Annotated in this window: 7 protein-coding genes; all 7 read left to right on the top strand. The window is 46.8% G+C overall.

All coding sequences use genetic code 11. The features are described from left to right. Positions 1-8 precede the first annotated feature (8 nt). The 7 genes from HPL003_RS14655 to HPL003_RS14685 all read left to right on the top strand — a co-directional run bounded on the left by HPL003_RS14655 (position 9) and on the right by HPL003_RS14685 (position 14,204). Positions 9-3,497 (top strand): peptidoglycan DD-metalloendopeptidase family protein, encoded by a 3,489-nt coding sequence (locus HPL003_RS14655; protein WP_014280460.1) that lies wholly within the window; start codon positions 9-11, stop codon positions 3,495-3,497. A gap of 116 nt (positions 3,498-3,613) precedes the next feature. Beyond that, positions 3,614-4,033 carry a hypothetical protein gene (locus HPL003_RS14660; RefSeq protein WP_014280461.1) on the top strand — a complete coding sequence of 140 codons (420 nt, stop codon included), beginning with the start codon at positions 3,614-3,616 and terminating at the stop codon, positions 4,031-4,033. Between the two features lie 3 nt (positions 4,034-4,036). Then, positions 4,037-4,423: a hypothetical protein gene (locus tag HPL003_RS14665; RefSeq protein WP_014280462.1), complete on the top strand. Its 387-nt coding sequence runs from the start codon at positions 4,037-4,039 to the stop codon at positions 4,421-4,423. 17 nt (positions 4,424-4,440) lie between these two features. Continuing rightward, a complete protein-coding gene (locus HPL003_RS14670) occupies positions 4,441-6,759 on the top strand; it encodes a PKD domain-containing protein (RefSeq protein WP_014280463.1) in 2,319 nt (772 codons plus the stop codon). Between the two features lie 161 nt (positions 6,760-6,920). Further along, positions 6,921-8,654 (top strand): hypothetical protein, encoded by a 1,734-nt coding sequence (locus tag HPL003_RS14675; protein ID WP_014280464.1) that lies wholly within the window; start codon positions 6,921-6,923, stop codon positions 8,652-8,654. A 123-nt stretch (positions 8,655-8,777) separates the two neighbouring features. Next, positions 8,778-10,613, top strand: coding sequence for a hypothetical protein (locus tag HPL003_RS14680; RefSeq protein ID WP_014280465.1), 1,836 nt, complete (start codon positions 8,778-8,780; stop codon positions 10,611-10,613). 30 nt (positions 10,614-10,643) lie between these two features. Then, on the top strand, positions 10,644-14,204 hold the full coding sequence (locus HPL003_RS14685; protein WP_014280466.1) for a hypothetical protein: 3,561 nt from the start codon (positions 10,644-10,646) through the stop codon (positions 14,202-14,204). The last annotated feature ends 11 nt before the right edge of the window (positions 14,205-14,215 follow it).

Here is a 14,215-nt window from a genome sequence, read left to right on the forward strand (position 1 = left end):
ATGAAAAAATGACTTTTGTATCCGATGTACGTAACCTCTCTAACCAATCGTTTGAATCCATGATGAAGCGTGTACAGGCTTTGGGCCGTAAGCCACGCGTCATTGTTGAACTGGACAAAATGTCCTATGTTCGCGGATCGCGGCCAAACCAAGACGTCATTCAATATGTAAAAGATACGTCCGTTAAAGACTTTTTGTCCATTGATGGTGTGACCCAACTAACAAGTGAACAGGAAGCAATAAAGATTAGCGAGATAGCCCGCCTCTCTAATCTGCCTATGTCCATGCCGATCCTTTCAAGTGCAAAAATGCGTGAACATGTTACTGATTCGAATCACATTCAGGGCATGCTGGTTACCAGCCGTCACCATTCAGTGAACTCCAAGCGCCCTCATCACAAGGGCGTGGACCTGGCCTGTGACAAGGAAGATACCATCCATGCCGTATGGGCTGGGAAAATCACTGCGGCTGGTGCCGTAAAGGGTTACGGTCACGCTGTATATATTGATCACGGCAATGGCTGGACGACCCGTTATGGTCATTTGAAACCCCATGCCATGATGGTCAAGGTTGGAGATCATGTGAAGGCTGGAGATCCGATTGCTATAGGATGGAACTCGGGTCACAAGAATAGCAGTGAAGGCGGGGATGGAGCACATCTTCATTTTGAAGTTCGCAAGGATGGCAAGGATTTGAACCCCGAAGCTTTCCTGCGTGGGGAAAAAGCCATACAATTGCCTATTCGAACGCTGGATACGGCTGTTCAGAATAAAAGCGCAACCGCTTCATCATTGGAAGCTAGCGCTACCCAATCCTACACCGAATATAGCATGGAAGCGTGGGCTTATTATGTGAATCCTGCAAACTCTGAAGGTATTACCAGAGGCGGAACAGATGTACGGCAATGGAAGGACTACAAAATTATCGCTGTTGATCCTTCTGTCATTCCTTTGGGAAGCAAGGTTGAGCTATGGATAGAGGGGAAAAATTGGGGCGAATATGTGGCCGATGATACGGCTGGCTCCACGAAGGGCAAACGCATTGAGATTTTAATGGAAAATGCGGAGAAAAGCCTCCAATTTGGTCGAAAACCTGTCATTGTGAAAATCAAGCAGTGGGGGGACGGAAGAACTCGCAGCGCAAATTCAGAAGTAGATCAATCCATTCCGTCCTACCAGATCAACCGGACCACAGAAAAGGTATCGTATTTCAAGGATTTTACGGCCCATAAAACGAGTCTGGACCCTTTGAAATTTGTAGATATCGTAGGTGCCACACAATTTTTCACGAATGAAACGCCTAATCAGGTCCGTAATGTTCTAGGTTTTCAACGAACAGACGGGGCAGGCCAGGTGAAGAAATTTACGTTTGTGCATGACTGGTTCAAGGCAGGCTGTTTGAGCTGGGCCTATGTTTCGGATATGGATATCGAGGATAGAGTAGAGGTGAAGGTGGACGACCATGTAGTTGCGACCATTGAAGGGGTCAATGCCAAAAATGGACTGGCTTATCCTCCCTCTATTCCAGTGACTGGTGGACACCACAAAATTGAATTTTCCATGTCGAATCCTTCCAAGGCGTCAAGGGGCAATTTCGGGATCACTTTACTGAAAGCCAGAGAATTTGATGTGGAATCCATCTCGGCCAAAACAGTCTGGACGTTTGAAGACCCGATGTGCACAATAAACAATTGGACTCCCGATCAGCAGGTAGTGGTCACGGATCTGGGAAATCAACAGAAGATATCCACCACACGGGAAGAGGCTGGGATTGAACGGGCTGGAAAGATCAACAAATTTCCATTTACGATGCAGTTCCGAATCAAGGCTGATCAGGGAACACAAGGGAAAATAATGATCTCTAATGGCTCCAAAGCCTTTGTGCTCAAGGTTACAGATCAGGGGATTTCTACGAATGTTAACTCCTATAGCCATAACCATTTGAGTGAGTACACGGATTATGTTGTAACCTGTCATAATGAAACGGATATGGATGTATATACAAAAAATATTCAACCGGGCGGTATCGAACAATGGGAAAATATCCGTGTACGCGGCGTATCCGAGGATGATACGACGAACAGACTGCGGTTTTCCGTATCCAGCGGTGGTTTGTATATTGCAGAGGTAAAATATGCCTTTCATGATTACTCTATTGAGCAGTTTGCCACCCATATCGCAGATACGTATAAGGAGAAATGGTATGACGTCGGCGGGTTTCAGTACGAGGATACCGTTTCACTGGAACGAGATGTGATGAACTGGGAGGTTTATTCTCACATGGACATGTCCTCGAGCTCAGCCTCCGTAACTTTAAATAATGCCAAAGGGATCTATTCCCCATTCCTGGAGCAATACGCTGCATTTTCTGATGGAAAGAAGCAGTCGTCCAATGAATTTACCTATTGGGAGGAGGGAGAACGGCGGCACCTGATTAGTGAAGGGACTCCGATCCGTATTTATGCAGGTTATGGCGATGAGCTGGTACGTGTATTTACAGGCATGATCAAGGGTGAAATTGAGGAGGATGCCAAGAGAAGAACGCTTATGTTTCACTGTGTAGACCGTTATGACATGCTGGAGGAATTTGTATTGTATAAGGATATGATCTACCCTCCAGAGGAAGCGTATGCCGGGGATGGCGGCGCCTTTGCCTGGATGAAGTCCAGCATTGTAAAGGATATTGTGGTTGCAGCCGGTCTTGATTCATGGCGTGTGCACAGTGAAGATTGCAAATACCCTGATTTGGATATAGCCGAAACGGAGTATGTTGATGTGAAGAAGGGCAATCACTCCTTTATGAGATTTGATCCCAAGACAGGAGAACTCCAGACGATTCCCCAAGATCAAGAACGTATAAAAACAGCAGAAGGCTGGAAAAGTCCTGTCGTAGCCAAGGTATCCTTCAAAGCAGGGACAAGGGCATCAGATGCTATACAAACGCTCATGCAGGATTTGCCCTATGATGTCAGATGCAATCGCTATGGAACGTTTGTATTGAAACGGATGGATTTTCTGGATACTCCGGATTGGGATCAGGCAGCGCGTCCCAAATGGAGCCTTACAGATGATCATTTGCTTGAAATGACGTCTTCTACCGACTATTCGCGTGTTCGTAATCATCTGATGATTACCGGTTCTGCGGGGTTAACAGAGCATTTTCTGGATAAAAGCCTGATTCTCGCCACCAAAGGGAACATGAGAACCATGGGATTACAGCTGCCATGGATTGAAGAGCAGGATGAGGCATCCATGCGCGATCTCAAGCAGCAGATAGCGAATAAAGTATTTTTTGATATGAAAAGACAAGCCCGCACCAAAAATATGGTCATTCTGGGCAACCCGCACATAGAGCTTTTGGACGGGTGTTATGTATATGACAACCATACCTGTAATGCGGGATATTATCTGATCAAGGGCAACAGGCTGGTTGGTAATGAATGTGGCATGGTCAACTATCTGGAGCTAACCTGGTCGGCTCTTCCTGCAACATCCTGATTTTGACGTTATAATCTATAATCCATAGCACAAGCAAAAAGGAAATGACATTACGCAGTCTGCGTTAATTGTCATTTCCTTTTTCTTATATTGAAGGAGAAGGGGAGGTGTGAACTTTGGAGAACCAGAATTTTACGAATTCCAACGAGGTATTCCCGATTATTGATCTGATTCGACGTGAAGTACGCAAGGAAAGGGTACATGCAGGTCAGGCGGACGGCTTGTTGGATAAAAAGGCTCAGGAGGAGCCCAATGTCATTACCATCGATATGGCCCGTGAAATGCCTCAATATCCTGCATTGGTAACGTCAGTGCTGTACACCTATGATAACGGTTTGTCGGAACGGCTAACGCTGTATCGAGACGATCTGTTGCAGGTGACCGGATTTTTTATTGAATTTGAAGCCTCCACAACCCTGAACGCAGAAATGGAAGAAGAGGCTGATATTCTGACGTTAAACGCTATACGGGGAAGCATTATCCGGGAGAATGGCTTGTTTAAAAATCTGACTCTTGATTATGTAAGGGCGGTGTAATCGTTGTCCAGTGGTGCTAATTTTGCAAGCTATATGGTAGGCGGGCGTTTGGACCCGCCTTTTATGCCAACGAAGACCCAGCCGTACATTGTGGGCAACCGAATTGAATCCAGAGGAATTGGCAGGGTAGAAAGCACAATGCAAGTCAGTCATGATTGCGAACTGCTTGCGGTAGCTGTGGGAGCGTCCTTTTATGAGTCCAGCGATTATTGGAATTTATATGTGGGAGATAAGCTGGTATGCCAACGGATCTTCACGAAGGACCTGCCTGAAGGAATGTATTTTACCGCTGTTATTCCTTGTCCGACGGGGACTGAATTTCGTTTTGAGTTCTTTAATGAAGGCGGCAGGAACAAGGATATATGGGTGAACTATCAAATGCTCCAATAGAAAGGTGGTGAAATATCATGCCAGAGGATAGTCCTTGGCTGGACATGCTCGTTAACGAAGACCAGCTGTTGCGTCAGATCGTGGCCCTTTGCTCTAAAAACGGATGGGATATGGTGGATGAATTTCATAAGGTCGTATATTCAAGCAGATTGACCAAACCCACGATTCAGCGCTTCTCTCTTCCACTCGTCAACTCCTATGTAGATATTCCCAAGCTTGCGCATAAGGATGACTACTATGTGTATTTGGATGACGAGCTTATGCCGTCTTCCCATTATTCAGCAGAAGAGAAAAAGGATGGCGGACAACGTATTACCTTCGCGTCGGGAGTTTCAGGAGAGGCCGCTGTTTATTACAGTGATCTGAACGGCTCGGAGGAATTTGAATTTGTTGTAGCCAAGCACTATATTTTGCGAAATGTATCGGGGCATCTTTTTGGCCTGGCTATGCTGGGCAGTGTGAAGGAAAAGCTGCACAATACAGGCTCAAAAATCCCTTTCGCTATTCACAGGAAGCATGCTGATTGGGGAACGCAGCTGGAGCCACAATCTGACGGTATATTCTCTTGGGCTGTCCAAAAGATCGAAGAGGCCAACCTGTTTGAGCGTCATACGATGTATTTTTATCAATTGGAAAAGTTCGTGAATACGAGCAGAATGATTGTGGGCTGGGAACAACCCGCTGATTTCAAGCGGCTTGCTTTGGACGTAGAGATTCAATCCTCCATGTGGGGGCTGCACGAGCAAACCCAAGCGCTTCAATGGAGGATCACGCATCAGTTTCCTCAATTTTATCAATCGCCTTACGTTGCTTCACGGACACGGATTCCACAACTGGATCGTTACGAACAGGTGGCCTCCATGAATGTGAAATTCACCAACTGGTGGCAGGACAGCAAAGTCCAGCTTAGAGGCTACGTGGATGGAAAGTCTGCCATGCTGGTTTTGCTGGCAGATACAGCACCTGCCTGGGAGCGTAATGCAGTACCTTCGATCCCGATCTACATGGGCGACTTTGATGTCCAGAGCAATACAAATTCAATCATGAACGAGAGTTGCATGTTTGAACTGAATGGCGGTGAGGAAGCTCGCAAAGCAACCTTTTTCTCGGATAGTCCTATGGTTAATACCGGATCGACGATGAAGGTGTGGTTATCGGGAGATGTGGCTGCGGAGTCAGACTATATTTCTCTACGTATTGCAGGTCAGGAGTTAGTAAAGCTACGAACCACAGAAGCCCAGCCCCCCGTCCAGTCCAGAGATCAGGCAGAGTACCTTGGAGAGTTCTCCGTATACGGGGTGGATGGTAAAAATTCATTTGATTTGGAAGTGTTCGCTGCTTCCGGAGTTGATGGCTTTAGTCCTGTTTCCGCAAGAGTCTGGGTGGATCTTCAAATCTATACAGAAAACGCGGGGGCTACAGCCGCTCTATTCGCAGGAACTGCCTTTGCGAAAGACGGCTTGAGTTTAGAGAATGCGCTCAGTCAATCGGCCCGGTTTGACTATGATGATACTGATCCCAAACGTCATCAGGATGTGCTTATGCCGATCTTAAAAGAATATCCTGCTCACCCGAGTAACGGTATTGATTCTGTCATGGTCAAGAGAACAAAGTATGGTGCGCGTTATCAATCGTACTATTTTGCCTGGAATGTTCCGTCGAACAGGATGCCTCCCTTGCGGGAGGACACGTCGGGTGCCAAGCACGTCCGAGCCTGGAACAACAGCGATATGAGCAATGCCTATCAATATGAGTTTAATCCATCCCGCTACACGGAGCAGGTCCATTCTTCGAGAGCTTTATTAATACATCCGGAAGATGGTACACACGGAACACTACGAAATGTTATTTTACTGTCGCCCTTAACTATAATGAACGGGGATGAGCTGGAGGCCGTTGATGAACACTGCACCAATGGAGAGGGCCCTAAGCATCAGACATATTCTTATTATCTGACAGAGGGCATATCACCATTGACCAAACGGGCAGCGACACCTTATCGACCAGCAGGCATCGGTATTTTGAAGAGTGGAAATCTTCGCAGGCCGGAAAAACGACTACCTATTTCGCCACCTCCGTTCGTTGTATCCCTAACTCCGTCCCATATTTCTGTCCATGTCGGGGAGGGAGTGGAATTGATTTCTTCCTATAACAAGCATTCACCAATACTTATATTCAACTGGTTTGCTTCAGATGGTGCAAATCCAGAAGGCCGTACGGTGAATAACGCCCGCTTTACTTTTCATAAAGAGGGAAAGTATACCGTTACCTTCACCGTAACGAATGAATTGGGACAGATAGGAACGGCGTCAGCGGACATCGACGTAATGAAGTGAGGATTTTGCAAAAATCCAATAAGCGACTTCCAATGAACAATATATAGATCGAAAGGGTCTAGTTCGTCTATATATTGCACTTTGGAGCGATTGGAATCGAATTTTGCAAAATCCTGAAGTAGCAAAGAACAAATCGTAATTCAAAGAAAGGGGAGAAACAAATGTCATTCATTGATACGACAGCAGCAGCATTTACTCCAAAAGTAACAGAATCGGACTTACAGCCCCGTATGGGAGAGCTGCTCGCTACCGCAGGCTGGAAAGTCGCGGCCAATTACAAAAGGGTCATTTTTGATGCAAATATTACCCATCCCTCGGATTTAGTGAGGAACTATACAAATTATCGGATCACGGTTGCCGAACATTTTATATATTCCAATAAGGAAAATCAAAGCTTCGGTATCGCCATCGCCGGAACCTGGTACCCTCGATTAGCTGATTATGTGAAGCGCCCGGATAAAGATTCCTACAAGCAGTTTGGGGAATGGGCAACGAATGAATTCCGCAAATATCGACTGTCCCATACGTTATATGTGTATATGCTGGAGGATTTGAAAGGATTAAAGCCAGACGGTGCAGATCTTGTACTGGCCTGGAACGATAATTCTGAAGCCGGACAGCTTCGAGCAGCGCTGGATATTGAAGTAGAGGAATCTGCGTGGAAGACGACGAGTAGCGGTCCCATGTTTACAGTGACCAGAGCAGAAGGCGCGCGAATGCAGTCTCCAATCATGCAAGCAGGTCTGCGCTACAAGCTGATGGAGTCTTACTACAACAACTCTTTTAACTACCCTGTTCAAAACACAAACTGGTGGAATGATTCTGAAATTTCCGTAAAAGGGACACTTTCAGACACGAATTTCTTTTTTATCATTCAGTGTGATAATGTACCGGCTCCAGAGAATAATCTGGTACCGATCATTCCGCTCTACTTTGGCAAGTTGGACCCAATCGAGGAAGGCGATAACGTTTATGCTTTATTTGCAGGCACGGTTCCGATCAGGGATACGGTGAATGGAGTCGCTACGTATGACTTTGATGATACCACAACCAGACAGCCCCATATTATGCCATTGTTAAAATCATATCCTAACTTTCCGGCTAATGGTCTGGATAATATCATGGTTAATCGCGCCAAGCAGGGTGCGAGATATCAAGCCCATTATCTTTCCTGGAATTCGCCGCCCAATCTCATGCCGCCGGCCAGAACCTCTGTTGACGGCAAGAAGGATTATCCGCGAGCCTGGAATAATGCTGAAAATCCTTTGTACAAATACACTTTTAATCCTTCTCGTTACAGCGGCAAGGTGCATACTTCCAAAGTATACGTTATTCACCCCGAAGAGGGTGTGCGCGGTACGTTAAAAGATACAATCTCTTTGGCGGCCTTTTCCTTTAATGCCAACAAATTAAGAGTCAAGCGGGCCCACTGTCCCGATGAATTTGATGTTTACCGTTACTTCCTGGTAGAGGGAATTTCCCCATTGACCAAAAAACCAGGTACTCAATTCAGGCCTGCGGGCATTGGCTTGTATGTGAACACAGTAGATGATGAAGGAAATGAAATAAAACCAGCCCCAACCCCTTTGCCACCGGACACTATACAATGTGGTGAGGTGAATGAATCCGGGGGAGGAAAGCTTACAGAGAAGAATCATGAAATGGGCTCTGAACCAGGCAAAGTGGTCATTGAATACGATATGTACACTCAGGCTGACCGAATGGATGTGTATTATCAGAATGAAGTAGTCGCTACTACAGGTGGCCTCGTTTCTAATACGGGCAAACTGGAGTTCGACTATAAGCCGGTTAATGGAGTGACTACCATCAAGGTAGTCGTAAGCTCAAATACCGAATCTACATCATGGAAATATTTAGTTAAATGCCCGGTGTAGTAACCGAATAGAAGCGGAATTCAGTCAAGTGAGAATCGGCTTGTCTTAATATGAAATAGATAAAATTATAACCAACTACCCTGTAGGGTAGCTTGGCTAATCTAATATTAGAGGTGATTGATTGTGTCGTGGTTTGATGGAGATGCTACTTTTCAACTGTTTCCGCAGGAATTGGAGAAACAATTCAATGCTCATGGCTGGAACACGTTTATTAAATACCGGGCAGTAACCGGGAACCCTAGAAATACGGCGACCAAATTCGCAGACGTTCGATTGTTCAGATCCACGGGCAGTGACGGTCAGATACGTAACTTCGGTATGGCTTTTGGTTACGGCGGGACGGTCAAACAGCCGGGGGAGATGGACTTCATCTCACAAAACTCCGTGCTTGGAGAGGCTAAGCGGGTACAAGGTAGTGACACGCAATTGCAGGTCGTTGTGCGTCCTGTAGAGCCGGATTCTGAGATGTTATATAAGAATGGTGTATTCGTTCAGAAAACGGAATATACCTTTGAACCTTACAGTGGCGTATTTAAGCTCAATAAAGCAGCACTGGCAAGCGATCAATTTACCGTATCCTATGCGCCTGCTGCGAATGCTCCGAGTCTACCCAAGCGTTTATTTTTCTTTACCTTCGATGATGTACGCTCGGAAAAAATTGTGGAAGCTGTAAATAACGGAGTAAGGGTAGGCGATCCTGAATCCCTTCTTCCTGACGGAGATGGAACTCGTCGAGAATTTAAAATACCTGCTGACACGACGATCAAGGCAGGAAGCGTACGGTTATATATTAATCAGGTAGAGGTTTCTCCTACCGATTTTATAGTTGACTACGCAACGAATACGATTAAAATCCCGACGACAGTTAAAGCACCGGACGCTGGCAGTGAGCTTCATGCTTCTTACATCAGGGTACTGGCGGGTACAGGAACAGAAATGATTAATTTCGGGGATGTGACTACCCGGAACTTTGACCCGGATTCCGGAGCGAGCTTAATGGACGCTGTATACTCCTGCATATACTATATTTATCCTTCGTTGCCAACAGCATTGTCCTTCACTTCACTGGATAATTATACCCGGGGCTGGCAGCGAGACTCCAGCATATATTATTGGGGAAACTTCAACAAAGACCGTATTGTCATGTTCCTGCGTCCCGATCCTACCTCTGGTCCTGAGAACACATACTTTGCACCCCTTTACATTGGCAAAATGACCACGCTTGGCAAATCGCCAAGGAAAAATCACGTTCTGATCTCTGGCTGCCGGGAAAAGGACGAAGTGAAATGGAGAAAGGATATGAAGCTGGGCGCCACATACGTAGACTATGGACTGAATACCTCGAACGGTAACAGCTCGGTACAGCTTCAACAGTCCATTGGCGGAACGTATTACCAGCAGCATTATCTCGCCTTCATTACACATGACAAGCAGGTGGATGCGGGTGAGTCCCGGTTTAGCCCTTCGGTGTACAGTGGAAAATACCATATTTCTCCTATGTATGTGGTTCATCCCAATGACGGTTTTGTCGGTAAGCTGGACGAGTGCTATGCTGTTCATCCGAAAAATATCTCTCAGCTCGATGAGCTGGAGGTCGTAGAGACGACAGACCATGAAATTCTGGGCACAGGTGATGGGAAAAACAAGGTGTTCCATTTATCCCATCAGCCTTCTTTAAAAGATGATGGTACACCATTCAATCTGGTGATCAAAGTCAATTGTGTTGAGGTCAAATTCGGAACGGATTACACATTGGATTTGGAAACCAAGCAAATCACATTCCTGGATGGCAAAGCACCGAAAGCGGATGAAGAGGTTTTGGCAACCTACGAGTACAAGCAGATTTACCGTTACACCTTGGCGGATACACCTGTGAGTCCGTTCACGTTGGCTACCATTAGTCCATTCGCTCCGATCGGCTTGGGTATTCTGAAGGAAACGCTTGTTAAGAACAGTTAACCTGCAGGGTTAAAGGAGGTCGGCGGTGACATGCTGGACGGTAAAAAATCTTACCTGATCAGTATCACCGCCCTTTTTTCTAAAAAGGGCTATGAACTGGCATTTGGTACAGACATGATCTTGGATACACAGCGGGATACGCGTTACCATCTGTCTGCTCCTGTGAATAGTACGTACCGAACGCTGAGGCAGGATACGTTAAAGAATGCATCCAAAGCTCCATATTCCGCTACAAGTTTATTCGGGAGAGATTGGAAAGAGGCAGCGATTGCTGGTGAATTCGAGGGTCAAACCGTGGAAGCCGTTCACTCGACGATTGTATCTTACTTATCCGATATTCACAGACATTTTAAAGGAGAAATCAGACAGAAGGCGCAGCAGCCTTTACGTTCCACAGCGCCAGAGGCTCGTTGGAAAATGGGCGGCAAGATCCATTCCATGGAACATGCAGATTCTATACAGCAGGGAGATCGGCAGAAGTCCATTCAGGCTGATTTCATTGTTAATGCGGTGCAGGAGAAAGATGCCGTTTCCCAAATGAGGCCACAGGCAGAGACTTCAAATGATGCCTATGAATTCGCAAATGTTTTGCCTGCCTATGAGGGGCTTCTTGATGCAGGCTCTGTATCCGAGCAGCGTCAGGGTAACGGATCGCCTTCTTCTGAGTCTGCAATTCACGGAGAAACAGTGAAACAGGGAGATACCGCTGAACAACAGACGGTGATTCAACAGATATTTCAGGATCGTGAAGCGGTGGTAGAGTCGCCAGTCGCGGCTGAGGGATTGGCGATGGAATCTATATTCCAGCCAGCAGGTGAGGCGTTGCCCCATCGAACCGATATTCGGGATGCCCTGATCGAGACATCACGGCCTGGTGTGAAGGAACAGATTTTGGATTTGGACGAAATCAACGCTTTAACCAAAGCCGGAAAGCTTGAGCAGGTAGTAGGGACTATTCCTGATGATGTGCTGGAGACCGAGGCCAGTGCCAAGAATGATCATGCCCCCGTAGAAGCACGTACAGCAAAGTCCGACAAAAGTGAGGATGCCTTCATAGATTGGCAGATGCTTGTCGAACAGCGCCCATTTAAGGATTCCGCCAACGAACAAAGCACTGCTGCATCGATGCGTTTTGGCACTGGTGCTGGGCATGAACGAATGCGCGCAACGGAGTTGAAACAGGACAAGTTCATGATGATTCATGAGTCCGCGACAGGTAATCGTATAGATCTTCCAGATGCTGCGGAGTCCCAAGGCATGTTGGAGGCGGAGCATGGCATATTTTCTATACAACCGGAGAACACGTCGTCCATTACAGCAGATCCAACGATGGGATCAATCACCGGGTCGCCCGAGATGGGTACGTTATCTGAAGGAATCCGCTCTGTATATGGCGAGTACGCGACAGAAATGGTCAAAGCGGGAATGGAAAATATCCTGCCAGAGGGCTTGCAGCACGTTGATGTACCAGCTGCACCAAGCTTGATTGAAAGTGTAATTCATCGAATGCAGGAGACTCCAAACGGCGGCTCACTGGAGGGGATTCAAGGTCATTCAATAGTAGGAAACAGGGAATTCTCTGACAGGACGATAGGTGTACAGTCTGAAACGGTTACAAGCGGCCTCGCATCCTCAAGCTGGAACAGTTTGAACGAATCCATGAGTGTTGCTAGCTGCAATAGTGAACAAGTCTGTCCTGCCAGTCCAGATCAATATAGAGTAGCTTCAACCTACGACGACTCTAAAGTGGTGCCAGAGGAGCAAAGCATTACAGCCTACATCCATTCCTCGGCAGATGCCGACAATGAGCATTTAAGTTCTGGTATCCCTGAGCATCATGCAACGATAGATGAATCTCAGCGTGGAGAGCGGGTATTCGTCAGCCAAGAAGCAGAGTTGGACGACCTTGGTTCTGCACGTTTAAATGGATTGGAGCTTGAGGGGCAGTATGAAGAGTTGCTTGCAGCCGATGTTTTGAGAGAAATCATTGCAGAATCTCCTGAAATCAGCAAGATGGCTCGAATGCTCCGGATTATGTATGGTGAGCAGGCGATGGAGCTGATTGAAGCAGGGATTGGAAATATTGTGGCAGAGGCTGTGCAGGAAGGGACAACCCAGACTTCGATTCATCAAATTACAGATAGTGTCATTCATCAGTTGGAAACGTCATTGGCCAGTGGTTCGCTGGAAGCTATCCAGATTCGTTCGGATCAAGCCCATATCGAGCATTCCGAAGGGGCGCTGCAAACAAGCGCTGAGCAAGGAAGCAGGTCTTCCGCTGAAGAGGGGCTGCTTATCAATTTCGAATCGGGTAACTCCTTCTCTTCCTATGAAGGTGCACATCATGCGATGGGAGATGCAGAAAGACACACGTCTGCCGAAGCCGAAATCCAGGCGTTGGATAAGGCACTTATGAGCTCGGAAAGTACGAATGCCATAACACAGGATGTGGAAACAGGCAAAACCTTCTCCAGCATTACAGGTGTTACAGAGTCCATGGAGCAGGGAATTCTTTCTCTATCCCTTTTGGATGGTGAATATAGTCATTTGGAAAGAGCAGCGATGAGCACTGGGAATTTGGATGCAGCGGAATCAGGACCACTGGAAAGCGCACAGTATATTGGCGAAGTGGAAGCCGAGAAAGTGGCGCTACATCCAGCAGAGCGGACAAGTATAGAAAGTCTGGAGGCGGAGGAAGTCACGCTGGCTCCATCGGAACGTATAAGCATCGTAAGCTTGGAAGCCGAGCGGTCTGAGATCACAGCTGGTGAGCTTTTAGAACAGACGAAGGAAGCTGACGTTACTTCATCAGAGCACGCGCTTGTCTATCCAGATATTCAGGAGGGCGTTATCAGTAGCGGCACTTACGCTGACAATCAGGAGCATAATCAGGTCTCCGATGCCATCCTCCTTGACGGAGATCGAGCAGTCTCTATGGAATCCGTTCAGGAGACGATTATTGATCAGATCGATCGGGCGGACAGCATTATGAGAACGTATGAGACTGTGGTTGAGCAGACGAATGGAACAGGTAGCCAGGTTGAAAATGTGCTTGAAGCAATATGGATTCATCAGGAACGTGCCAGTGGTAAGGAGAAGGAATACATTGGTGTCAGAGATGGTCTTGAAACTGCCCAGCCAGGAGATATTAGCAAAATGGTGGATATGCCGGAGCTGGAGCGAGGCCAGGCCATCGAAAAAACGCTGCCAGCAGTGATACCTGCTCATACAGCTGCAGATCCTGTTTTTAAAATAGAAGAAACTGAACTGCATGCTATATCAGAAGGTACTCGCAAGAAGAAGGTTATGTCTACCCGTATTGAGGCTGAGCACCAACAAGCTGCCAGAAAGAGAAAGGTAATAAAGACACAGATTACAGATGCAGAAGATGGTATTCGTTTGAAAAAAACAGCTGCTGTTCGTATCGAAGCTCCAGAGTCGGCCAAGCGTCATAAAATCTTGAAGACAGTGATTGAGGCCCCATCCGAAGCTACGAATCAATCGATACCGGTCATGCCTAAACGAAAAATATGGATGATTATGGGCAAGATCGCTTCTTGGAACATCTGGAACTGGAAGAAGACAAGGTAGGTGATAGAAAT

It is taken from the genome of Paenibacillus terrae HPL-003 (assembly GCF_000235585.1).
GTDB classification, from domain to species: Bacteria; Bacillota; Bacilli; order Paenibacillales; family Paenibacillaceae; genus Paenibacillus; species Paenibacillus terrae_B.